Here is a 25,106-nt window from a genome sequence, read left to right on the forward strand (position 1 = left end):
AAATGGACTGCTTATTTTGACAGTTTACGCAATTCTTCTTCGTTTACTTGTACGCCAAATTTTTGGCGCAATTGATTAAGCCAATTTGTTTCGAGTTGTTTTTGGAAATCATTTATCACTGCTCCCCGCGCTTCGTTAAAGGTTTTGATACGAGCGGGTTCAATTTTTTCAATGTTAATAACGGCTTTTTTCCCATTTACGTTTACTTGTTGCATTCCAGCTTCCCAACGACCCGCATTTAAGTACGCATTGGCCCCTTTCGCAAAAGCACCATCTGTGATGCTAATTACTCCTGTCTTCTGGGCATTTAACGCTTTTTCGAGGTCTTTTTTAGAACTGCTAAAATATTGAAAACTAATGCGGCGGTTGCGCGTATCGGCAGCTACAGGCTTATACTTGCCATTGTCTTTTTCAATAATTCGCGTCAACGATACGCCATCACCTGACAAAGCCTTGATGGCATTTTTCAGGCGAGCCGCCGACACAGAGTCGGCTTCTTCTGATCCTGCAAACGACGATACCTCTACCACATAGTTTTCGTTGTTCATCAATGTCATTGCCACATCAACCAACGCTTCGCGGTGTTTTTCGGTCAATATCGTCGATTTTGAATCAAAAATAAGGTCTGTCCCCTTCCTACGCAGCTGATAAGGCGCAGACTTCAGCGATTCTTGCGCGCGTTTCAGGAGTGAATCGCTATCCGACACCAAAATAGTCGCCAGGGCGCGCTCGGGGTACTGGTATTTCTGTTTATTTTGCTCCCAAAGTTTCCGCTGCCCGAGGGTATCCGACAATGACGGCTGCCAAACGTTGGCCTCCATGGTTTGAGAAAACAACAAACCATCGTTCATTTCCGTCACAAGTGCTTTAAATTCAGGGTATTTTTTGTCCAAATTTTTCTCTTCGACTTCAATCAGCTTTTTCTCCAAATACGTACGATAGTAACGTTGTCCAACCACCAGCGGCGACGAATTTGGCGCAGCAGGTCGCTGAAAATCGCGAACATATTCCAAAAACTGATTTACCAAAAACGACTCATTATCAATGCGAAACAGCTCTTTTTTATCGAGCGTTGCGCTGAGAGGTTCGATAAACTTCCACTGACCGTTTAAGATAGACGAATCAAATTTGGCAAGGGCAGCCTCACGAATAGGTTCAGCTTCCGTTATTTTATAAGAAGCTCTTAACTTTTTGATAAGTGCTTGTTGGATAACTTCGCTTCTTGAATCGGTGGTTACTTTTTGGCGAATTTGAGGAGCCGCTTCCGAAAATGATTCAATGGGCTTTTTGGAAAGCAATTTGACAATATGCCAACCATAATTTGATTGAAACGGCGCCGAAATATCACCCACGTTTTTCAAAGAAAATGCCGTATTCTCAAACTCAGGCACCATTTCACTTGGCCCAAACTCGCGCAGTACGCCTCCTTCATTTTTGGTAGTGGCATCGTCCGAATAATCACGACACACAATTTCCCAGGCTTCTTGTTGAAGCAAGGCAGCCGCTTTTTCTGCCTTGGCTTTAGCTGCGATTTTTCCCGCTTCTGTTGCGCTAGAACTAACGCTCACCAAAATATGCGCCACTTGTACTTTTCCCCGCGCAGGACGGCGTTCAAGTACTTTAATCAGGTGATAACCCGCCCGCGAACGCACAGGATTAGAAATTTGCCCAACTGGCAGCGTAAAAGCCGCTGTTTCAAACGGATAAATTGTTTTAAAAACAGGAAAATAACTTTCTAAATCTCCCCCCTTTGGACTTGAAATGGGGTCTTTGGAATATTGTTTGGCGGCACTTTCAAAATCAATTTCTTTCTGAATGATGCGTCCACGAAGTTCGCTGATGGCACGATACACAGACAGCGTATCCGCAGGCAAAGCATCAGGCGAAACAGGAAGCATAATGTGCGAGATACGAACTTCTTGCTTCATACGTTCATACGCCTCTGCCACCAAATTATCCACCAACGCCTTGTCCATCAAGTACGGCTGCGCAAGTTGCTGGCGATAAGAAGCCATTTCTTCCCGAAAACTGGCCGCTGTATCAAGCCCTGCGCTTTGAGCGCCCAATACTTTTAATTTAAGGTTTGTGTAAAGCTGTAGGTATTCGCTAATGCCCGTGGGCTTGGTGGTATCGTCCGAAAACTGGTTTTTGGTAAATGACTGAAAAAACTCATCGGTTGTAATTTTTTTTCCGCCAATGGTCAGAATCGTAGGTTCGGACGGTGGTGGCGGTGGAGGGGTAGGTTTCGATGTAGTACAGGCTGTAATACCAAGAATCAACGCAGCGACGACGAAATAGCTATACTTCATTTGAACTTCTTTTGGTTCATTAATTAAACACTAATCAAGCTTCATTTATTGTGAAGTTTGCAAAGTTACGCCAACTTTCCGAAAGTTTAAACAAACATTCGTTTTGTCAATAGCTCCTTTCTATAACCGAAATCGCTTTATCTTTGCGCCATGCGTTATTTTTTGGAACTTAATTACCGAGGGACGGACTTTCACGGGTGGCAAAAGCAACCCAACGCGCCCACCATTCAGGAAGAACTCGAACGAGCTTTTGGGGTTATTTTGCGGCAGCCACTCGAAATTATTGGCAGCAGCCGCACTGATGCGGGCGTTCATGCCGAACAACAATTTGCCCACTTTGACGTGCCCGAGCCCCTCCCCGCCCCCGACCGACTTATCCACGGCCTCAACAGTGTCTTGCCTAACTCCATTGCGGTTAAAAACCTCACCTTGGTCAAAGACGATGTTCATTCGAGGTTTGCGGCGACGCACCGTTGCTATCAGTACCGAATCATCTATCAGCGCAATCCATTTTTGGTAGATTTGGCACACACCTATCGGCCTATTTTGGATGTACAAAAAATGAACGAAGCGGCAAAACTTCTTTTACAATACGAAGATTTTGAGTGCTTTAGCAAAATACACACCGACGTAAAGACATTCATTTGCCAGATTGCCTTTGCCTACTGGGAACCGACCGCCTTGGGCATCACTTTTCACATCAAAGCCAATCGTTTTTTGCGTGGCATGGTGCGCGCCATTGTAGGAACACTGCTTGAAGTAGGACGTGGCCGAATGAGTATTGAAAAATTTGAGCAAATTATTATTTCCAAAAACCGTAAAAATGCCGCCGCTCAGGCACCTGCTTGCGGGCTTTTTTTGACTGAAGTAGGCTACGAATGGAACGAACTTTTGAACTAACTTACACTTCCCTTGAATAAAATAGGTATTATCATCCTCGCCGCAGGAGAATCAAAACGGATGGGTTCTCCAAAACAGTTACTCCAAATTGAGGGCAAAAGCCTAATCCATCGCACAGCCGAAATTGCCCTCGCTACCGACTGCTACCCCGTGGTGATGGTCATTGGTGCTAATAAACCGCAAATTGCCCCCGAAATTGTTGACTTGCCCCTCACCATCATCGACAACCCTATGTGGCACGAAGGCATGTCGTCTTCGGTAAAAATAGGACTCGCAGGGGTTTATATGACCTACAAAGAAGTCGAAGCCGTCATCATTCTTGTTTGCGACCAGCCTTACCTTTCGGTTTCGCTGCTAGAACGAATGGTCGAAATTTATACAACCAAAAAACCTCGCCTCATTGCCTGCCGTTATGGCGAAGAATTGGGCGTGCCTGCGTTATTTGACCGTACCCTTTTTGAGGAGCTTTTAGACCTTAAAGGCGACAAAGGTGCCAAGCCTGTGCTGATGAAACACCTAGACGAAGCGCATATTCTCCAGTTTGAGGCTGGCAGCATCGACCTCGATACGCCCGACGAGTACCAAGCGTTTCTGGATGGTCTTCGCTAATTTTAAAACATACTGACAAAAATCAGTATTCAATTCTTTGATTTTAATTTGGATTTATTCTAAACAAATACGTATGTTTGCAAAAAATTAGAATTAATCTAAATAAAATTACTGCCGTCGTAAACTCAAAGTAAGCCTTGCATAAGATGAATAAGAATCCTCACATTGAAGCAGTTACGCTCCGTCTAAATCAATTTTTAGAAGTAAAAGGGTATCGCCGTACCCAAGAGCGTTACACCATTTTAGAGGAAATTTATGCAACAAACGATCACCATCACTTTGATGCCAGTGAGTTACGCGAAACCCTCATTCAAAAGGGGTTTCATCTGAGCATGGCAACCGTTTATAATACCTTAGAATTATTTGTGGAAGCTGGGCTCATCAAAAAACATCAGTTTGGCGGACAAGCCGCCTCCCACTACGAACGTACTGTCGGAAGCGGTCAACACGACCATATTCTTTGTTTGGATTGTGGTTTTGTCAAAGAGTTTTGTGACCCACGGATTCATACGATCGAAAAAACCGTCAGCGATTGGTTTTCTACCGACATCGCTTATCACTCTTTGGTGCTTTACGGCCATTGTACTGAAGAGCTTTGCAAAAACCGAATTACCAAGAATGTGAATTAATTTTTTTGCGCCACTATTTATAATTAGTTTAAATTAAAATGAAATCATTTCCTCTCACATGGACATTGGGTGTCATTGCGGCACTGGTACTCTTTCTTCAAGCCTGTTCAACCAGCGATAAAGAATCAAACGAAACCGCTACTTCTGCAAAGAAAATTGGAGTGTTGTTGGTCAATCACGGCTCTCGTTCGGAGACTTGGCGCAATGAATTGGTACGTTTAGAAAAAAATGTAACCGATTCTGTATTGGCATCTGGCGATGTTAAAGGCATTAAAACCGCTTTCATGGAATACACCGAGCCGTCGATTGCGACGCGTCTCAAAGAGTTTGATAAAGAGGGATTTACCGATGTAGTCGTGGTTCCAATTTTCTTGACTGTGAGCCCGCACACTTTTGAAGACCTGCCGACCATTATGGGGCAAAAAGAAGATAAAGCGTCGATGGAAGCCCTGAAACTGGAGAAAATTGAGCGCTACGTTCCCAAATTAGCCATCCATATCACTCCCAACTTAGACTTTACCGACGTATTAAAAAGAAACGTATTGCGGAGGGCAAAAGAACTTTCAAAAGACGCTCCCCACGAAGGACTTGTATTGATCGGCTACGGCGACGAAACCTACGACAAGGAATGGACAGAGTTGTTTAACCAAGTTGCCACGCACGTAAAACAAGAAATTGGCATCAGCGAACATAGCCACGGCTGGTGCGGGCACATTGCTCACTACAACCCTGCCGAAACTACCAAGGCAGTCAATGAAGTCTTAAAGAAAAAAGAGAAAGCCGTCGTCATTCCTGTGTTGGTTGCGCACGACGAAGACTTTCAGCTTAAAATCATCGGAGGTGGCATCGAAAAAGTGGCTAACAGTGAAAAAAAGGTTTCTTACAAGCCCGATGCCATCCTCCCCGACCCTGACATTCAGCATTGGGTTATTGCCGTCGCCAATGAGTTTGTGGGTAAAATCAAAAAAAGCTAAGTGACAATGGATTGGTCAAAAAAAGCGCTTCGGAGGCTCAACATTGCCACGCACCGTGATTTAGGCTATTTTTTTTCGGCTTTGATTATTGTCTATTGTTTGTCGGGCATTGCGCTGAATCACGTCGATGATTGGAATCCTGATTTTATTTTAACAAAACGTGAGTTGGTTCTTCCTGCCAACTACCAGATGGGCAAAATTGGTGAAAAAGAAATTGCTGAGTTTGCTAAAATGGTGGGGGAAAGTCGCCACAAATTTGTGGACTCTCCCACCAAAGACCAGCTCAAAATTTATTACAAAGATGCCTCGTTGCACCTCAACTTCACAACCCGAAAAGGACTGTACGAGCACATTTCCAAGCGCCCGCTTTTTTACGAAGTCAACGCCATTCACCGCAATAGCCTCCACGGCTGGAAATGGGCTTCCGATGTCTTTGCGGTTTTGCTCATTTTGATAACGTTGACAGGGCTTTTTATCCTGAAAGGTAAACATGGGCTCGGTGGGCGTGGAAAATGGCTCATTGCCGCTGGTTTTGCCCCTATCCTTCTTTTCGTCGTGTTACTTTCATTCAAATGAGAAATTCCATGAAATACCTATTGGTTGGGCTTTTTTGGTGGATCAATGCGTCAGCATTTTGTCAAATTCCCAAAGCAAAAGTAACGGGGACAGTAAAAGACGCCTCGGGCAATATTGCGGGTGCCACCGTGGTCGTTCCTGCTACTTCTTGGGGAACGGTGACGGATGCCAAAGGGCAATTTGAACTTGCGCTACCCCAAGGAAAACATACGATTAGTATTCGCTTTGTGGGATTTGCTACAGTTCAAAAAGAAATTACGGTCGAAAACAACTCCGTCTTTTTGGGCGAAATTACGTTGACTCCTTCGGCCAATCAACTGGATGCGGTTGTGGTCACTGGTCAGTTTGGCCCGCAGTCAGTGCGAAATTCGGTCTATCAAATCCGTACTATTTCTAACGAACAAATTCGCCTGCGTGGAGCAACCAACGTCCAAACCGTACTGAATACTGAACTCGGAATGCGTTTTTCTAACGACCTGACTTTAGGAACGACCGATGTACAACTGATGGGAATGTCGGGGCAAAATGTAAAAATATTGCTGGACGGCGTCCCGATGATTGACCGTGGTTCTACCCGCGAGAGTTTGGGACAAATTGACATCAATATCATCGACCGCATTGAGATTGTCGAAGGCCCCATGTCAGTGACTTATGGTTCCGACGCCTTGGCTGGGGTTATTAACATCATCACCAAAAAAGGCGAAGAAAAGGCCAATTTGACCCTAACCGCCCGCGTGCAAGAAGAAACAACGGGGCGCGATTACCAACCCTTTGCTGGCGAGGGCACGCACAATGAATTTTTGGGCGTGGCTTGGCAAAAGAAAGGCTGGCAGCTGTCGGGCAATTTTTCACGCAACTTCTTTGGAGGATGGCAAGGAGCTAATACAGGTCGCAAAAAAGAATGGTTGCCCAAAGAGCAGTACCTTTCAACGGCGGGAATCGCGTACCGAACCCAGAAAATAAATGTTTGGTATCGTTTCAATGGTACATCCGAAACCCTCAAAAGTCTGGGCGATACTTACATCAATACCCAAACCAAAAACCTATCGGCTACTGACCAATTTTATGTCACCTACCGCTGGTTTCATCAGGCGCAAGGCGAGTACCGAGTCAGTGATAAAACAGGGCTGACCGCTGCCGTTTCGTTTACGGATTACAGTCGCCAAACCGAAACCACTGACTATGATCTAGTTCGCGAACGTAGAACGCTTAACTTGAATGGCTCCCAAGACAAGTCAACGTTCAAAACTACGTTTGCGCGCCTCACGGCACAACATCGATTTTCGAATCAAGTTTCGCTCCAACATGGGTTTGAGATGAACCTCAATTCCAGTACAGGAGAACGCATCCAAGGCACGCCACACATCAATGAGTTTGCTTATTTTGTGTCATCGGAGTTCAAATTTGGCCAAAGAATCAACGTTCGTCCAGGGCTTCGGTTCCTCAAAAATTCGGTGTATGATGCCCCGCCCATCATTCCATCCATCAATACCAAATTTATTTTGGCCGATGGACTTGACCTACGGTTGGCATACGCCCGAGGCTTTCGTTCACCCGCTTTGCGCGAATTATACTTTACTTTTTCTGACGCAAGTCACTCCATCAGGGGCAATACCAACCTAAAAGCCGAACACTCTGATAATTTCAATGCTTTCTTGTCGTACCAAATTCTTGAAAAACCAACGCTACGACTCAACAGCACCTTGGGAGGTTTTTACAATCATTTCAACAACCTGATTTCGATTGGCGCTGCCCCTAGTGACCCGACAATTTCGACTTATTTGAACATTGACACCTTCAAAACTACAGGGTTCACGTTCAACAACACGCTTTTCTGGAAAAACTTGCAAGGTAGTCTTGGCTTCTCACACATTGGTCGTTACAACAGCGTTTCCGAATCGATTTCGTCTCCAGCTTTTGTTTGGTCCAGCGAGGTCAATACCAACCTCCGCTATACGGTTCCAAAAATAGCCACCAGCCTAAGTTTTTATTACAAATACACGGGAAAACTACCCACCTATCAGGCAGTTACTACCGAGAATGGCACCATCGCTAATCTTGCCGAAACAGCTGCTTTTCACATGGCCGATGTTACGTTAAACAAAGTCTTTTTCAAAAACTATACGCTTGTAGGAGGGATAAAAAATCTCTTCAACGTCACTCGCTTGGCCAATTCTGCCGTCAATGCAGGCTCAGGGCATAACTCAGGGGGCGCAGTTCCCATGGCGTATGGTAGGTCATTTTTTGTGGGACTAACCGCCCAATTGTCAAAATGAGTTCGAGTATATCTTTTGTCTGTTCCTTGATTCAATCATACACTAACCCCACGCCTTTAGGCTGGAGTTTTGGGAGACTCTTATTTGCTTCTAACATGATTCCGCTCAAATTAACCAATCTCAGTGGCTTGCCACTTAAACTTTCAATTCAATGAAAAAAATACTCTGCACCTTATTCGTTACCACCAGCATTTGGGCTTTTACTGCTTGTGAACAAAAAGTAGAATTACCCGACAACCTCGCGTCATTTGCCACCACCACCCAAGGGCTTGACGGCGAAGAAGCCAGTATTCAGATTGCCCTCAGCCGCGCTGCCGATGCGGCCGTTCCTGTAAGTATTCAACTTACGCCTACGTTGTTGACTTACGACAAAGAATTTACGACCGAACCTGCGGCGAGTAATAACGTCATTTCAGCAACGATTCCTGCGGGGCAGTTGGGCATTACGATCAAAGTAAAAAAGAAAGCCAACGTATTTTTAAACGGTGACGAAAGCTTGACCCTCAAAATCACGTCGGTAGGTACACCCGTTTTGATGGGACTAAACACCGAACTTAAACTGAGCTTTGCGGCCATTACCTCCACGGGCAGCCAGCTGACGTTGTCAGGAAAAACGACAGAATCAAACTATTTCAATAACGTTTATACGGACTTGAGTGCCAACTCCGCCACCCTTTCCGCCCGAAAAAGCTGGAATTTAGGCTTTTACCAAGGTGGACAGTTTCGTGTCATTCTCAACCACAGCTATCAAACCTCTGCCGCTGCCACGACCAAAACCGACATTACGGCCGTTACCTTAGCCGACACGGCTTCTGTATTAGACTTGAATTTTGCGCCAGGTGCCGAAGGTTCGTTGGCCTTGTGTGATTATTGGGACGGTGATTTAACCAAAACATCCTTTGCCGAAGTATCAGCTACTGAATCCCAAAACAAAGTGTATTTGGTGAGTTTTGAAGGAAGTAAAGCCAAAAATCAGTGGTACAAAGTAAAAGTAAACCGCAATGGAGAAGGCTATAAAGTACAGTTTGCCCGCATTGGAGAAACCACCATTCAGACGATTGACGTACCCAAAAACGGTGATTACAACTTCTCTTTCTTATCGCTCGAAACGGCTAAATTGGTAAGCGCCGAGCCTCGTAAAGCCAGCTGGGACATTCAGTGGGGCTACAGCACTTCCAATGCGGGAACTGTTCCTGCTACGCCGTACTGGTTCCAAGATTTCATTTCACTCAACTACGCCGCAGGAGCCGAAGCTGCCGAAGTTCTTACCTCTGCCGTGACTTACGAAGCATTTGCTGAAAGCAACCTTACAGGTCAGACCTTCCTCAAAACCCGCGACGCTATCGGAAGCAAATGGCGCTCTACGGCGCCTGGCACTACGGCTGGCATTCGCAAAGACCGTTTTTACGTCGTGAAAGACCCCGCAGGCAATTATTACAAATTACGCTTCATCAGCATGGGCTTGGCCAGTGATGGCGGAGAGCGCGGCAAACCTGTCATCGAATACACATTAGTGAAGAAAAAATAGGCTTTCGGGTCTGACGATATTTTTTGGGTCAGACGATAGTCAGACCCAAAAAATCCCCCACTGACTATTCACCTTGGCTTTATAACCCGCTCACAGCACCTAACCAGTCTGACTATCGTCTGACTTCTTTGTTGAATTTTAATTAATTAACCACTTAAAATGAAAATTTCTCTTTCCTCCAAATTACATTTTACCTCAAGATTAGTTCTTGCTTTTTTATTGATAAGCACCATTGCTTGGTCACAAAACGCCACCATCAAAGGCCGCGTGACTACTACCGACGGCAAGGCTGCCGAGTTTGTGAACGTCATTTTGAAAGGCACTTCTAAAGGTGTTGTCGCTGATGATGAAGGTAAGTATGAGTTGACCAACATCAAACCTGGCAATTATACCCTGCAAGCAAGTTTTGTTGGCTTAACTCCCCTTACCAAAAAAATCACCCTTGCCGCAGGACAAGTACTGGAAGAAAACTTGGAACTAACCGCCAACAGCCAACAGCTTCAGGAAGTGCTGGTTACGGCCAATCCAAGCAAATACGTTTCCGATTATCCATCCATCTCACTGCGACTTAAAACGCCTTTGTTGGAACTTCCGCAAAATATTCAGGTAGTGACAGCCCAAACGTTGAAAGACCAACAAATTTTTGATATGTCGGAGGGTGTGACGCGTAATGTCAGCGGTGCCGCCCGCTCCGAACACTGGGAAACCTACGCGCGTATCTCGATGCGCGGGTCAAGAATTGCCGCTTTCCGAAACGGAATGAACGTCACTGAAGTTTGGGGGCCACTTACCGAAGACATGAGCATGGTAGAGCGCATTGAGATTGTCAAAGGCCCAGCAGGGTTTATGTTGGCCAGCGGCGAACCAAGCGGTTTTTACAATGTAGTGACCAAAAAGCCAACGGGTATGACCAAAGCCGAAGCTACCATGACTGTCGGAAGTTTTGGAACGTACCGTAGTTCAATGGATTTTGATGGGAAACTCAGTAAAGATGGGAAAGTTCTGTACCGTCTCAATTTGATGGGACAAATGAAAGGCACACACCGCAATTACGAATTCAACAACCGTGTGTCAATTGCTCCCGTCATTAAGTTTCAAATCAACCCTACCACCTCTCTCACGGCCGAATATACGCTTCAGGGAGTCGGTATGTCTCCAATTGGTTCGGCATACGCTTTTTCTCCCAAAGGAATCAGCGACTTGCCGCATGATTTTACGATGCTAGAGCCTAACATGAGAACCACAAACATCAAAGACCAGTCGATTTTTATCACCCTTTCGCACAGCATCAATGCCAACTGGAAGTTTACGGGTCAGGTAGCGTATTTACATTATGACCAAGTAGGTGAAAGCCTCTGGGCATCAGGATTTAGTGGCGACACTTTAAAGCGAACTTCCAGTATTTGGGATATTTTGGGGCAAACCAAAGTAGGGCAGTTTTTTGTCAACGGTGATGTACAAACGGGAGGCATTAAACACCGCATATTGGCAGGAATTGACATGGGTAATAAAGACTTTTACCACGATTGGAGCCAAGGAGGAATTGTGGGAGATTTGAACGTTTATAAGCCTGTTTATGGACAAATCCCCGCCAAAAATTACGCCGTTTACGACCGTAGTTTGGGCATCCGTGAGCGTGGTGTTCATTACAACAATGTTTATACTGCCCTATACGCCCAAGATGAAATTCGTTTGGCCAACGACAAACTTCGCGTTACGTTGGCAGGCCGCTACACCTCAACCAACGACATTGACCCCTATTCTGGCACGGTAAAATCGGGCAAGTTTACGCCACGTTTTGGACTTAGTTATTCTATCAACAAAAGCACGAGCGTATATGCGGTGTATGATGAATCGTTTATTCCACAAGCGGGAGGTACGTTTGAAGGGAAAAATTTGATCCTATCGTTGGCAACAACAAAGAAGTGGGAATCAAAAAAGAATGGCTCGATGGCCGCTGGAATGCCTCAGCAAGTGTCTATCGAATCACCAAAAACAACGTGTTAACGGCAGATCCTAATCATCAGTTTTTCTCGATTCAATTGGGCCAAACCCAAACGCAAGGAATTGAGCTTGACCTCCGTGGGCAAATTGTATCGGGCTTAGACATTACGATGAATTATGCCCTTACTGACGCCAAAATCACCAAAGACACTGATAACAAACAAGTCAACAAGCAAGTACCTGGCACCGACAAGCACATTGCCAACGCGTGGCTGAGTTACCGAGTACAATCAGGAAAAGCAGCTGGATTAGGACTTTCATTCGGCGTTCAGAATACCAGCGGACGTACCAACTGGTACGGAATTTACAACCCCGACGTTGATCCATCTATGCCCAACTATACGCGCTTTGATGGTGCTATTTCGTACCAATTGAACAAGTTTGGGATTGCTTTAAACGTAAACAACATTTTCAATAAGTACCTCATCACGGGAGGTGCCTATTACCCTTGGAGTTCAAGCTATTACTCACAAGTAGAAGCCCTACGCAATGCGCGTTTGAGCATCAACTATAAGTTTTAGGTTTTTCAGTGTTCCACCCGCAAAGGGAGGTGGAACACTATTTTATTATGACGTAAATTATCGACAAATGAACTTCAAAAAAATCATTGGCTTCATTCACCTCTGGCTCGGGCTATTGTCGGGGCTTGTAGTGTTTGTGGTGAGCCTTACGGGCTGCTTGTACGCCTTTCAGCAAGAAATTCAGGATGCGCTTCAAGACTTTCGCTTTTCAAAAGTGGAAAACAAAGCTATTCTTCCTCCTTCTACTTTTGAGGCAGTGGCCCGTAAAACTTTACCCAAAGGCCATTTACATGCCATCAATTACCCAGCCAAAGGCCGAAGTGTCGAAGCTATTTTTTTTGATTTTGCCCCCAATGAACACTACTATATTGTTTACCACAATCCTTATACGGCCGAAGTGATTCATGTTCAAAACATGGAAGAAACTTTCTTCCATTGGGTATTAGATGGGCACTATTACCTGTGGCTTCCTCCCGAAATTGGGCAACCCATTACATCTTACGCTACCCTCATTTTTGTGTTTTTGCTCATTACAGGCATCGTACTCTGGTGGCCAAAAAACAAAGCAGCGGCCAAACAACGCTTCTGGTTCCGTTGGAAAGACGCGACGCAATGGAAACGCAAAAACTATGATTTGCACAATATTTTAGGGTTTTATAGCTCATTTTTGCTACTCATTATCGCAGTGACGGGTATATTTTTTGGTATCCAATGGTTTACTTACCTTATCTATAATGCCACGGGTGGCGAAAAAAATCTATTGTTCACCGAGCCCGTTTCTCAAAAACCCATCCCAACCAACTTCAACAAACCCGTCACGGATTTGATTTGGGAAAAAATGAAAGTCGAGCATCCCGACGCCGTTTCGCTCGAAGTTCACGCTGTTGAGTCGGATTCAGCGTCGATTGGAGCCAATGTAAATAAAAAAGATGGCGTCTTTTGGAGCATTGACTACCGCTATTTTGACCAATATACCCTAAAAGAAATCTCAGTTGACCACGTCTATGGCCGATTAAAAGACGCCAATGTCGCCGATAAACTCATCCGAATGACCTACGATATTCACACGGGAGGCATCTTGGGTTTTGCGGGAAAAGTACTGGCGTTTTTACTTTCTGTCGTAGCCACCAGTTTGCCCGTTACGGGCTTTATGATTTGGTGGGGACGAAGAAAAAAGAAAGAAAGAACAGCCATAAAATCAGCAAAAGTAGAAGCTATTTAAACCATTGGTTGGCTGGTTGTGAGCAACCAGCCAACTTTAAACCAACAACAACCATGAATCATCAAACACAAACCTTATCTGAACGCACCAACGGCTATGTTGGTTTTTGCGATTGTTGCCAACGTTTCAACGTCAGCTTCAATAACTCCCTCTTTATCTTTTCTAAAGCGGAACTACGTAGTTTCTCCGAAATTTTACGTGACAAAATCGGTATCAAACCATTTTACACCTCCCACGGCAAAGAAATCATTGTTCAAACTCCCATGAGTAATTACTATTTGGTTTTTACGGATGCCGAAATAAATGAACTCATCGACATGATCACCGAAGCCCTACTTTTATCAGATGCCAATGAAATATTGATAAATTCAGGTTATTCGGGCAATAATTAAGGCTATTTTTTTGTTTATTTATTTATAATTAGTCTAAATTAATATTTAAAATATAACTCACTTACAAGCATGTGTGAATTTAAAACGCTTCACTTAGACGACAAACTGGGCTATGTGCTTCAGTGTATCCACTGCAAACAAATCACTATTGGCTTTGGCATTTTGGTCTTCAGCCGCAGTATCAACGAATTTTACAAACTCGTTCAAGATACCCATGGCTGCTATGCTCATCATTTAGCGATGGGCATCGACCCCAAGTTGCGCAACATTCCTTTTCTCCAACTAAGTGAGCAAAGTTGTGTCACGGTCTCACTCAACGACCTTTATTATCTAGGTGAGTTATTGGACTTTGCGTATGCCAAACTCCAACTGGAAAAAATGATTGCCACCCTTCCCAATAATTAACACTGCCATGAAAACGTTGCACTTCCGCACCAACATCGACTGTCCCTTTCGGCTCTTGAAAGCGGCCTGTGGTTTGGAGTGCCTTCGGGGGAAATATTGCCACTTTAGCGTTGATTTAGTGGAGATAAACCATATCCTGACCATAAAAACGGACGACTTACAACCCGATGAAATTATCCAAGCCCTGACCCAAGAGGGTGTTCGTTGCGAGATGCTTCGTAGCCGCTGACGTAAAAAGGGATTTTAGGAATCCCTTTTTTTTACTACTTTTGCCCCCAGTTTATGGTGCTAGTCAAAAATACCCTTTTTGACCCAAGCTTAATAGGGAAGTCGGTGCAATGCCGACGCTGTCCCCGCAACTGTAAGTTTCGTTCGTTTGTTTTCACTCTACTTTGCCACTGCCCTTTTGGGCGGGAAGGTCTGAAAACAAGAAACAAGCCAGGAGACCTGCCATTGATTATCCTTAATTGTGTTCTTACGGAGGATGAGAACAGTTGAGTGCTTTTTTTCATACTTATTTTCAAAAAATGGTCAGACGTACTTCTACTGTACTCGTCTCTGTGCTTGGTATTGCTTTGGCAGGATTCAGTCCCAACTGTTATTCCCAAAAAGAGCAAACACTCTGTGAGGTAACGGTCACGGGGGTAAAACCCGAGCGATTTATGATTGGACAAAAAGTCAAAGACATTGACTCCACGCAACTTGCGCAAAATCGCTTTACAACCCTCGCCAATTTCCTCCAATTTCAGTCACCCATCGCCTTCAAAAGCTACGGAGCGGGTCAGCTTGCCACGATTTCGTTTCGAGGTACCTCATCCAGTCACACGGCCGTCTTATGGAATGGGGTAAATATCAATTTCCCTTCTTTGGGTCAGTCAGATTTTTCAACCCTTCCGATGAGCGGTTTTGACGAGATGACGATTCAATACGGTTCGGCAGCGAGTTGCGTAGGTACCGACGCCGTTGGTGGAAGTATTTTACTTCGCTCAGTTCCTAAGTTTAACCAAACAGGGCTTCAAGCCATCGCGGGTGTAAGTGCCGAAAGCTCTAAAAATTATGCAGGACAAGCAGGTGTTCGGTTTTATTATCCAGTAGCTAAAAATTGGAAAATATCAGGAAAAACACTTTTCTACGGAGCAGACATTCGCAACGACTTTGGCAATGACCCCATTCAAAATAGAAAGGGAGCTCAGTACCCCGTTGAACCCATGCAAACGCTCCAAAAAGGGTTTGTTCAGGATATTTACGCCCTTCATTCCAACGGAAATTTGTTCAGTCTAAACGCCTGGGTTACCGACAACAACCTCACTATTCAACCCAACAACCTGAGCCTGAGAGAGATTACCCAAACCAAAGCGCAGCGGTATGTGTTGTCGTACAATGTTGGTAAAACCCTACTGAGGGCCGCTTATATCAACGATGTACTGGACTACGGAAGGGCTGATAATACGAACCCTAGTCATACCGACATTGACCGATATTTATTTCGGGTCGAGCATGATTTTTCGTGGATTAAAAGCTGTGAAAGAGGAACAAACCTCAAAGTTGGTTCGGAAGTTACCCACTATGCGGCCCAAGTGGATGGGTATGGGAAAGCACTAAAAACCGAAAACCGTGCCGACTTTTATCTATTGCTCAGGTACCAGCACAGTCTGCGGTTTTCTAGTTCGCTCAACCTTCGTCAGGCGCTGGTGAGCGGCTACAATCCACCCTTTACGCCGTCGCTTGGTATTGATTACCGCGTTTTTAGCTCCCCCACCGACCGCCTCAACCTTACCACCAATATCGCCTACAGTTACCGAGTTCCGACCCTCAACGAACGTTATTGGGTCAACCTCGGAAACCCAGCACTCCAGCCCGAAGTTGGATTTAACAAAGAAGTCGGTGTCGTTTGGAAACGGCGTACCTCTGAACACTTCCATCAGCAATACAGCATCAATGCTTTTCACAATTTGATTGACAATTGGACGTATTGGAATCCTGATAAAAATTATAAAGTCGAAAATTTACAACAAGTCCTCGCCAAAGGCATTGAAATCGAAACCAGCCATCGGGTCATCACCGCTGCTTGGGAAGCAACGGCACAGTTTCAATATGCCTTGACGCATTCTTCCCAGCAAAAAGCTTATGGCCCATATACCCAAGACATTTTGGGCAAACAGTTGATTTACGTACCTCGGCACAGTCTCAGCGGCACGTTGGGTGTCACCTCAGGTGCTTGGTCGTTTACTGTTCAGCAACTCTATAACTCCGCACGTTATATCACCTTTGACCATTCGGGGCGGCCTTTCCCAGGTTATTACTTGATGAACGCTTGGGCAACTTACCAGTACAAGCTCAAGCAACATCGGCTTCATTTTCAGTTGCAGGGAAATAATCTTACCAACACGCTATACCCCAATCTCAAAAAAAACGCGATGCCAATGCGCTCGGTATCGTTCAATGTCATTTTCATTTTCAATCAAAAAAAATAAATTCATGAAAATCAACTCCATTTTAGTTGCGCTCTTGACGGTAAGTCTTCTTGCTTCTTGTGAAAAAAACGAAACCGAACCTTTACAACCCTACGACACAGGGGTGATTGTTGTCAACAGTGGAAACTTCTCGGACAATAACGGAACACTTAGCTTGATTCAACGCACTGGTCAAACTACAGTTACTGATATTTTTCAAAAAGAAAACATGCGTTCTATTTCGGGGGGCTTGAGTGGCTACGCCGAAGTAAATGACAAAGGCATTATTTTGGTCGATAATTCGACGGCGGGCAAAGATGCCATCGAAATCGTAAACGCCCGCACCTTTAAAACTGTAGCGACGATTCCTTCTGCCGAAATTGAAAATCCGCGCACTGTTATCAAAGTTTCCGAAACAAAAGCGTACGTCAGTGCGTGGGATGCCACGGGCGATTTTTCTAATTTTTACAAAAACCCAGGCTACATCGCGGTTTTGGATTTGACAACGAACAAGATTGTGAAAAAAATCGCCGTCCAAAACGGTGCCGAATCGTTGGCATTGGTCGGCAATGAAGTGTATGTTGGTAATACAGGTTCAAACAAAACCGTCCTAACCGTCATTGACGTAACAGCTGATGCTGTAAAACAAACGATTGAAGTAGGCCGCAATCCAAGCATCATTGGCATGGACGCAAGCAGCAAACTTTGGGTATATGCGGGCGGCGAGCTTCAAAAAATCAATACCAGCTCAAAAACCGTAGAAAGTAAGCTTAAAATCACTGCTTCTAACGCCTCAAAATCGCCAAGTTCGTTTGTTCTGAGTGCCGACAAAGCGACAATTTACTATACATTCTCGTTTTATGATGCCGCAGATGGCTACGCTCAAAAAGGTGAAACCTACAGTTTCAGTACGACAAGTACCGCCATTGAAGCCAAAACCCCTTTTATCAATCGCCTATTTAGTGGTGGCTTGGCCGTTGACCCACAAACGGGCGATTTGTACGCAGGGTTAGTTCCTTCTTACAAACAAGCAGGTTACGTTTTCCGCTACAAAGCCAACGGCACCCTCATTGATTCGGTAAAGGCCGAAATTGGCCCTAGCAAGTTTTTCTTCAAAAAGTAACGAATAACAACCCACTATTGACAGCCAAAATACCTCAATACGTTAAACCTACGCTACTATCCCCGAAAGTGATAAAACTGAAATAGCTTCGACGTCTATAAGTGAACCAACAAAACTTGGAATAGTACAACAATATGCCTATTAGAGATAAACGACAGTCTATCTCTAATTTTTTTTTGATTAAATTTATTTTTATTTAGACAAAGTCCAAATAAATAAATAGCTTTGCAATGAAATCAACCCGATAGGGCTTTGGTTCTGACCTGATTCATTCTCTCTACGAAGATTTTGCTCCTTGGGAGCAATAAAGAGTGGCTTTTGTTTTAATGCGTTCAACCTAGCGTTGCGGCCAATTTTGTCAAACTAAATAAACAATTCCTAAGAATAGTCGAGCGAAGGTATTTTTTTGAACATTTATTTAGATTTAGTTTAAATTAATTTAACTACAAAACATACCATTTTCAATGGATATTAAAAAACTTTTACTGGCCTATCTAACTGCTATAACTTTCGTTTCCCAAGCCCAGCGAACAGGGCTTATCCGAGGAGTAATCAAAGATTCTGGTGGTTCTCCGATTCCTTCCATTACCATTAAGCTCACTGGGCTCGCCAAGGTAACAACTTCCAATCAGCGCGGAGAATATCTGTTTTCAAATGTAAAATCAGGGAATTACACCCTCATTTACAGTGGTGTAGGTTTTAAGACGGCGGAAAAGAAAATAGAGGTCAAAGAAGGGAAAGAGAGTATGCTCGATGTGGTTCTGGACGACAACACGATTGAACTTAACACCGTTACGGTGGTCGGGCGTACGGAAGTGCAGGAAGTAAATCGGCAATCTTTCAACGTCACGGCTGTTGACGCCAAACAGCTTTATAACTCTACCCTTGACCTCAGCAGTGCCTTAGACAGGGTTTCGGGCGTTCGGGTTCGCGAGTCAGGCGGTGTAGGCTCCAATTTTAGTCTTTCTCTCAACGGTTTTTCAGGCAACCGCATCCGTTATTTCATTGATGGGGTTCCTATGGATAACTTCGGTTCTTCGTTTCAAATCAACAACATTCCAATCAATATCGCCGAACGGCTTGAGGTGTATAAAGGGGTAGTTCCGATTTGGTTGGGGTCTGATGCGCTAGGAGGAGCCATTAACATCGTTACGGGCAACCGATTCCGAAATTACGTGGATGCCTCCTATTCCTTCGGCTCATTCAATACGCATCGCAGTGTCGTAAATGCCGCTTTTACGGCTAAAAATGGTTTTACAGTACGGCTAAATGCGTTTCAAAACTATTCGGACAACGACTATAAAGTAACGGTGGATGCTGCCGATATTTATACAGGTGCCTACAAAGCCAACGCCGTCGTCAGACGATTTCACGACAATTACCACAACGAAACGGTGATTGCCAGCGTGGGTGTGGTAGGGAAAAAATATGCCGACCAACTGCTCTTGGGACTTACCCTCGGAAAAAACTACAAAGAATTACAGACGGGAGCCCGAATGGTAGCGGTTTTTGGTGGCTGGCACCGACGCGGCAACATTGTGATGCCGACGTTGAAATATCGCAAAACTGACCTAATCAAGGGGCTCGATGTAGCCATCAATGCCAATTACAACCTTGGAAAAGAACAAAACATTGATACCCTCTCAGCGCGATTTGACTGGTACGGAAACTCAAAACCCAACCCCAATGGCGAAGGAAGAGGTAGAAGCCTGTCGAAATACGGCAACAACAATGGGTTGGTGTCTGCCACAGTTAACTACAAAATATCTGAACACCAAGCAATTGCCTTGAGCAACGCCTTCAGCACTTTTTATCGAAAAGGCACCGATGCTTTCAACGAGAGCTTTACCCAAGGACAAGTACGCCCACGTCTCAACAAAAATGTACTGGGTGTAGGCTATACTTACGATGTCAAAGATCGCTGGAGTGCCTCTGTTTTTGGAAAATACTTGCTGCAAAAAACACCAGGTCAGGCTACCTTCAACAAACTTGGCTATGGCTTGGCTACTAGCTATTTCTTAACGCCTAAATTGCAGTTAAAGGCATCGTATGAACAAGCCAACCGCCTACCCGAAGCCAACGAGCTGTTTGGTGATGTGGAATTAGTGCAGGGCAATCTCTCACTTAAACCAGAACAAAGTCGAAATATAAATGTAGGGTTTGGGTATAGTTTTACGGCACAAGAAGACCACCGTTTCTTGGTAAATGCCAACGCTATTTATCGGTATTCTGATAACTACATTTATTCTCGATTCAACCAAAATCAATCAGCTTTGGTACTCGATAACCTCGAAGGTGTCTTTACCATGGGCGGGGAAGGCGAGCTTCGGTACTCGTACAAAAAATTCTTATCGGCTGGAGCAACGCTTACGTATCAGCAGTTGGAAAACCGCCAACAGTACGTGTTTGACAGCAACGGCAACCTGATTGTAAGCCCCGTGTACAAAGACCAAATGCCCAACATTCCCTACTTTTTTGGCAATGCGGATGCGTCGGTGACACTGCGAGATATTGGCCAAAAAGGAAGTGTACTTAACATCGGCTATAACCTCCTTTATGTCCATGCTTTTTGGTTGTACTGGCCCAGTCGTGGGGGTGACAAACTCAGCATTCCCCAACAGCTCAGTCACGACTTGAACGCGGTTTATAGCCTCAAAAATGGCCGATACAACATCGGGGTGGAGGTACGAAACATCACCGACAAGCGCCTGTATGACAATTTTAGTCTTCAAAAACCTGGGCGCGGCTTCTACATGAACCTACGCTATTTCTTTAATTCTTTCAAATCATAATTTTTTTCAAATCACTATTATTATGAAACTTAGATCGACTTTCGCTCTATTTGTTACCACAGGGCTTCTTGCCTCATGTACTAAAACAGAATCTGTTCCCGAAACCCCAGGTAATTATATCCTGACTGTGAGTCCTGCTGCTTCTACTGGCGTAGCAGATTATCTACTGACAGCCCAAAATTTAGAAACTGGTACCATCTCTACCGCAGGAAACGGCGTAGAGCAAGATGGAACGTATCGTTATTACGTAACTCATAACGGCAAATTTTTTAGTATGCTTTATGGCCAAGGAAATCCTGGAGCGGTTACGGCCTATAATATTCAGGATAGCAAGCTTACCAAACTCACCAATTTCCAAACCGAAACCGTGCAGGCATTTGCTCCAGTAAATGACGATTTATTGCTTTTTAAAATCTCAAGAAGCCTAACGGCGCCTACCTCAAGCTGGTACAAAGTAAACACAAACAGCCTGACTATCACCGCAGAAGGCACCGTAAACACCCTCGACCTGACCCAGTTGGGCGAACTTGCGCACTTCACTTGGATCAAACAAGTAGGCACGAAAGTCTTTGCTCCGTACCAGACAATCAACGACCGCAGTTTTAATACGGCGTATCCAGACCAAGCTTCGATTGCCATTTTCAATTACGCAGACATGAAACTGGAGAAGGTAATCACCGACAAGCGGGCCAGTTTTATTGGCAAGTATTTCCAAGATGGCCTCTCCATTCAGGAAAATGGAGACATCTATGGATTTTCTCCTGCCGCAGCCACCACCGCAGGCAAACTTTCTTCGACCAAACCTGCGGCTGTATTAAAAATCAAGTCAGGCACTACGGAGTTTGACCAGAGCTATTTCTTTGACGTAGAGGCTGCCAGTGGTGGAATGAGTATTACGTCTTGGATTTACATTGGTAACAATACCTACATCGTAAATGCAACGGCAAAAGCCGAAAAAACTTCAGGCTTCCCCGCAGGAAAACGCGTGGGAATTGTGAATGTAGTGGACAAAACTTACAAAGCAGTGACAGGTATGCCCGACGTGGCAAGTATTAGCAACCTAACGACCAACAACTACTCTCCTAAAGACGGTAAAACGGGCTACATCGGAGTTAATTTAACCGACGGTACGAGCTACATCTATAAAATTGATGCCAGCACTCAAACTGCCACTCGTGGATTGAAAATAGAAGGTGGAGCAGTCACGGCTGTGCAGTATTTAAAATAAGGTTTCTTACTACTGGAAGAGCTGGGATTGTTAATCCATTTCTGGCTCTTCCCAGTTACCAATCCCCCCACTCTATTCAATCTTTTCACCCATGACCAGTTCCTTGCTCTTCATACAGTTTGTCGCATTTTATCTTTGGCAAATTACCGCCGCCAAACGTCAGCCTGTGGGTGATGTTTGGGCCTATGCGTTGGAGCATAAATCCCAAACTCGGCTTATTGGCGTATCCTTGTTGTTGGCCAGCTCCGTAGGTTTTATCTTCCAATGGGGGCTTGCAAGTGGTCTATTCGGCTTTTTTGTAGGGCTAATGACCGTCGGTTGTCTTTCAGTCATCATCGAACCTTTTAGTTACCTGCGTCTGCGGGAAGTGATGGCCATCTATGTTTGTTGTACCCTTCTTGAAATCATTTTATAGGTATGCCAGCCAATAAAAAATACCTCACCAAATCGCCTTGGATAAAATTATCTAAAATCCTTGCAGGCTCGCTTGGCGGCTACTTAGTAACCCTAAGCTTTCACGCAGCGCTAACCCGCGCTATTCCGAAAGAGTACATCATAGTTACCTCTTTTATTACAGGGTACCTACTTTGGGCAACCCTCCTTCTCGTGGCATTTTTGATACCCAAAGCTTGGAAAACATGGGCGATTTATGCGCTTTTAACAGGCTTATTTTCAGGAATTTACTTTATCTAAACTGACGAGTATCATGGACAATAGGAAATATAATATTTATTTCAACACCCATACCATCAGTGGCATCATCATCTGTGCTATCTTGTATGTCATGTTTTTTGCTGGTTCGTTCTCCTTCTTTAAAAATGACTTAGCAGCGTGGCAAAAAAATGAGTCTTACCTCAGCCCAAAAGGGGAAATAAAGAAGAATTTCAACTACATTCTCGATTCCCTTTCCAAGCACCATAACCTCAAAGGCCGTGATGTTGATTTTACCTTACAACGTCACCAAGCGGGGGTATATGTAGCCATGTCGGCCTCGCACGACCCCATCGTCAAACAGCAAAAAAAGCCCAAAAAGAAGCCCGAACAAAAACGAGGCAGAGGAAGAGGCCGTGGTGGCGATGACGACTCGGCATTTTTTACGTTTGACTTCAGCAAACAGCGAGAAGCCGATTATTCTTCATCGTACACCATCGGTGAGTTTTTGTACCGTTTGCATTTTTTGGCCCAAGTAAACCAACTACTTCCCTTCCGAATTGGCGTTCCTTTTGGTTATTTACTGGCGGGAATTGTCTCCTTCATTTTTATTTTTGCCCTTATCACAGGGCTACTGCTGCACTGGAACAAACTGATAACCAACTTCTTTACCTTTCGACCTTGGAACAAACGAAAAATTGTCTGGACCGACCTTCATACCGTTTTGGGGGTCATTGGTTTTCCGTATCAGTTGGTATTTGCCGTAACTGGCGTGATACTGATTTTTAACTCGTTCCTCATCGTTCCTTACACCAAGTTGTTTTACAAAGGTAACGATGAAAAAATTTATAAAGATTTAGGTTACGGAGTGAAGCAAGATTTTGCCTACGCCAACAAGCCACTTACCAACCGATTCGACCTCAATCAATTGGTCAACCAAACCGAACAAAAATGGCAAAAAAGCGACCTCAGTTTGGTCGCCATCCGCAACTATGGGGATGAAAATATGCACGTAGTGTTACAAGCCAAGCCCCATACCGACGCACAACTCAATGGTGTGGGAGAGCTCATTTATCGGGTACGTGACCAGAAAATCATCTCAGAACATGCCCCGCTGGCAGCGCCTTCGTACGTTCATACGGTCAGAGGGCTTATTTACCATTTGCATTTTGGCGACTTTGGTGGCCGCCCATTACGAGTCATTTATTTTGTGCTGGGCATTCTTGGTTGTATTGTTATCAACTCAGGGGTAATGATTTGGTTAGTAGCCCGCGACAACAAAAGCATTCCTGCACGCAAGCGAAACTTCAATTTTTGGACTGCGAACGTTTATATTTCGTCGAGTTTAAGCATGTTGCCCGTGACGGCTTTCAGCATGATTACGCTGTTGTTTTTGCAAAAACCCAGTCAATCAGATATTTACCATTGGTACTTTTATCCTTGGTTGGTGCTAAGTGTTTATTTCCTTGTGTTGCGAAACCTTGCCCTCGTCAATCGCCAGTCACTACTCCTATCGACAATTAGCTGCTTCCTGCTTCCTCTACTGGACGGCGTCGTACGTGGCAATTGGTTTTGGAATACCTACCAACGCAACGCTTTCGATATTTTATTTATTGATGTCCTTTTTCTTTGCCTATCGCTCATAAGCGGGCTCATCTTATGGAAAACTGAGCAGCGAAAACGCGCGCTTTCTTCCCCTGAAAAAGCCTCAGAAAAGGTAACCCAACCCAACAATGCTTGATGCTTTTTGTCTGATTTTTCACTTTTTATCCAATATTATCAATGAAACGACTCCTAACTTCTTTGTTACTTACTTGCCTTATGCTCAATGCTTGGGGCCATGCTTTATGGATTCAAACCAGCCCAGTTGGCAAAAAAGGCAAAAAACAAGCCGTCCGCATTACCTACGCCGAACCAGATGAGGCACCCGAAAAAATAAATGATTGGTATTCGGATGTGAAAGCGTTTGAACTCTGGCTCATTAGCCCCGATGGACAAAAAACAAAACTGGCTGTAACACCCGCTGAAAATCACTACACTGCCGACTTTACTCCTCAGCAAGAGGGTGTTTATACCCTGGCGGTGGGTCATGCAGCGAAGGAGTTGGGCGGTACCACCAAATACCAATTCAACGCAACCGCTGCTGTAACCGTTGGCCAAGCCAAATCAACAACCATAGCCAGTCCAAACGAACTGAATGTAACTGTCAGTCAAGCCAATAACAAGTATAAAGTAGGTCAACCCATTGCCCTGGCAGGCGTGTTTAAAACCAAGCCGTCGGACAAGCTCCAGATTGCGGTTCATTCACCGAGTGGCTGGAACCGTACAGTTCAGACAAAGGCCGATGGGCAGGCAGAATTTACCCCTCTTTGGCCTGGCACTTACTACATCGAAGCTAGTAAGACTGAAAAAGAAAGCGGAGAGCAAGATGGCAAGCCCTACAAATCGGTCTGGCGCTGTGCTACATATATTGTAGAGGTGGAGAAGCCGTAACAGCTTCCCCACCAATTTATT

General features: G+C 44.7%; 22 protein-coding genes and 1 riboswitch. Of the genes, 21 read left to right on the forward strand and 1 reads right to left on the reverse strand.

Annotated elements, in window-relative coordinates; genetic code table 11:
- Nucleotides 1-11: 11 nt before the first annotated feature.
- Complete coding sequence (locus K339_RS0129890; RefSeq protein ID WP_028526877.1) at nt 12-2,309, reverse strand: peptidylprolyl isomerase; 2,298 nt, start codon at nt 2,307-2,309, stop codon at nt 12-14.
- A gap of 150 nt (nt 2,310-2,459) precedes the next feature.
- On the opposite strand from K339_RS0129890, the gene truA reads away from it, so the two are divergent.
- The 21 genes from truA (at nt 2,460) to K339_RS0129985 (ending at nt 25,085) form a co-directional block, all read left to right on the forward strand.
- The gene (gene truA, locus K339_RS0129895; RefSeq protein ID WP_028526878.1) at nt 2,460-3,209 is read left to right on the forward strand and encodes a tRNA pseudouridine(38-40) synthase TruA; all 750 of its coding nucleotides are present in this window, start codon (nt 2,460-2,462) and stop codon (nt 3,207-3,209) included.
- 12 nt (nt 3,210-3,221) lie between these two features.
- Complete coding sequence (locus tag K339_RS0129900) at nt 3,222-3,818, forward strand: nucleotidyltransferase family protein (protein ID WP_028526879.1); 597 nt, start codon at nt 3,222-3,224, stop codon at nt 3,816-3,818.
- A 146-nt stretch (nt 3,819-3,964) separates the two neighbouring features.
- Complete coding sequence (locus K339_RS0129905; RefSeq protein ID WP_028526880.1) at nt 3,965-4,447, forward strand: Fur family transcriptional regulator; 483 nt, start codon at nt 3,965-3,967, stop codon at nt 4,445-4,447.
- A gap of 38 nt (nt 4,448-4,485) precedes the next feature.
- Nucleotides 4,486-5,421 carry a sirohydrochlorin chelatase gene (locus K339_RS0129910; protein WP_028526881.1) on the forward strand — a complete coding sequence of 312 codons (936 nt, stop codon included), beginning with the start codon at nt 4,486-4,488 and terminating at the stop codon, nt 5,419-5,421.
- Between the two features lie 6 nt (nt 5,422-5,427).
- Nucleotides 5,428-5,997, forward strand: coding sequence for a PepSY-associated TM helix domain-containing protein (locus K339_RS0129915; RefSeq protein ID WP_028526882.1), 570 nt, complete (start codon nt 5,428-5,430; stop codon nt 5,995-5,997).
- 8 nt (nt 5,998-6,005) lie between these two features.
- Nucleotides 6,006-8,273, forward strand: coding sequence for a TonB-dependent receptor (locus K339_RS0129920; protein WP_028526883.1), 2,268 nt, complete (start codon nt 6,006-6,008; stop codon nt 8,271-8,273).
- Between the two features lie 151 nt (nt 8,274-8,424).
- On the forward strand, nt 8,425-9,801 hold the full coding sequence (locus tag K339_RS0129925; RefSeq protein WP_028526884.1) for an HmuY family protein: 1,377 nt from the start codon (nt 8,425-8,427) through the stop codon (nt 9,799-9,801).
- 159 nt (nt 9,802-9,960) lie between these two features.
- Nucleotides 9,961-11,808 carry a TonB-dependent receptor domain-containing protein gene (locus tag K339_RS35330; RefSeq protein ID WP_262506092.1) on the forward strand — a complete coding sequence of 616 codons (1,848 nt, stop codon included), beginning with the start codon at nt 9,961-9,963 and terminating at the stop codon, nt 11,806-11,808.
- Nucleotides 11,727-12,326 carry a TonB-dependent siderophore receptor gene (locus tag K339_RS38065; protein WP_262506093.1) on the forward strand — a complete coding sequence of 200 codons (600 nt, stop codon included), beginning with the start codon at nt 11,727-11,729 and terminating at the stop codon, nt 12,324-12,326. Before K339_RS35330 ends, K339_RS38065 begins: the two co-directional genes overlap by 82 nt.
- 67 nt (nt 12,327-12,393) lie before the next feature.
- Nucleotides 12,394-13,548 carry a PepSY-associated TM helix domain-containing protein gene (locus tag K339_RS0129935; RefSeq protein ID WP_028526885.1) on the forward strand — a complete coding sequence of 385 codons (1,155 nt, stop codon included), beginning with the start codon at nt 12,394-12,396 and terminating at the stop codon, nt 13,546-13,548.
- Nucleotides 13,549-13,601: 53 nt separating this feature from the next.
- The gene (locus K339_RS0129940) at nt 13,602-13,940 is read left to right on the forward strand and encodes a DUF6686 family protein (RefSeq protein ID WP_028526886.1); all 339 of its coding nucleotides are present in this window, start codon (nt 13,602-13,604) and stop codon (nt 13,938-13,940) included.
- A gap of 69 nt (nt 13,941-14,009) precedes the next feature.
- Nucleotides 14,010-14,345 carry a hypothetical protein gene (locus K339_RS0129945; RefSeq protein ID WP_028526887.1) on the forward strand — a complete coding sequence of 112 codons (336 nt, stop codon included), beginning with the start codon at nt 14,010-14,012 and terminating at the stop codon, nt 14,343-14,345.
- Between the two features lie 7 nt (nt 14,346-14,352).
- A complete protein-coding gene (locus K339_RS37365; protein WP_157607804.1) occupies nt 14,353-14,574 on the forward strand; it encodes a hypothetical protein in 222 nt (73 codons plus the stop codon).
- A 37-nt stretch (nt 14,575-14,611) separates the two neighbouring features.
- A riboswitch (cobalamin riboswitch) is annotated at nt 14,612-14,814 on the forward strand.
- A 58-nt stretch (nt 14,815-14,872) separates the two neighbouring features.
- Nucleotides 14,873-16,819, forward strand: coding sequence for a TonB-dependent receptor plug domain-containing protein (locus K339_RS0129950; protein WP_037302288.1), 1,947 nt, complete (start codon nt 14,873-14,875; stop codon nt 16,817-16,819).
- A 4-nt stretch (nt 16,820-16,823) separates the two neighbouring features.
- Entirely contained in the window at nt 16,824-17,921 is a 1,098-nt protein-coding gene (locus K339_RS0129955; protein ID WP_028526889.1) for a DUF5074 domain-containing protein, read from the forward strand.
- Nucleotides 17,922-18,385: 464 nt separating this feature from the next.
- Nucleotides 18,386-20,713 (forward strand): TonB-dependent receptor, encoded by a 2,328-nt coding sequence (locus K339_RS0129960; RefSeq protein ID WP_028526890.1) that lies wholly within the window; start codon nt 18,386-18,388, stop codon nt 20,711-20,713.
- A 22-nt stretch (nt 20,714-20,735) separates the two neighbouring features.
- Nucleotides 20,736-21,941: a DUF4374 domain-containing protein gene (locus K339_RS0129965; protein ID WP_028526891.1), complete on the forward strand. Its 1,206-nt coding sequence runs from the start codon at nt 20,736-20,738 to the stop codon at nt 21,939-21,941.
- A gap of 91 nt (nt 21,942-22,032) precedes the next feature.
- Complete coding sequence (locus tag K339_RS0129970; protein WP_028526892.1) at nt 22,033-22,356, forward strand: hypothetical protein; 324 nt, start codon at nt 22,033-22,035, stop codon at nt 22,354-22,356.
- A gap of 2 nt (nt 22,357-22,358) precedes the next feature.
- Entirely contained in the window at nt 22,359-22,634 is a 276-nt protein-coding gene (locus K339_RS0129975; protein ID WP_028526893.1) for a hypothetical protein, read from the forward strand.
- Between the two features lie 13 nt (nt 22,635-22,647).
- Nucleotides 22,648-24,333 carry a PepSY-associated TM helix domain-containing protein gene (locus K339_RS0129980; RefSeq protein ID WP_028526894.1) on the forward strand — a complete coding sequence of 562 codons (1,686 nt, stop codon included), beginning with the start codon at nt 22,648-22,650 and terminating at the stop codon, nt 24,331-24,333.
- A 41-nt stretch (nt 24,334-24,374) separates the two neighbouring features.
- Nucleotides 24,375-25,085 (forward strand): DUF4198 domain-containing protein, encoded by a 711-nt coding sequence (locus K339_RS0129985; protein WP_037302290.1) that lies wholly within the window; start codon nt 24,375-24,377, stop codon nt 25,083-25,085.
- Nucleotides 25,086-25,106 lie beyond the last annotated feature (21 nt).

Source organism: Runella limosa DSM 17973 (assembly GCF_000482465.1).
GTDB lineage: Bacteria > Bacteroidota > Bacteroidia > Cytophagales > Spirosomataceae > Runella > Runella limosa.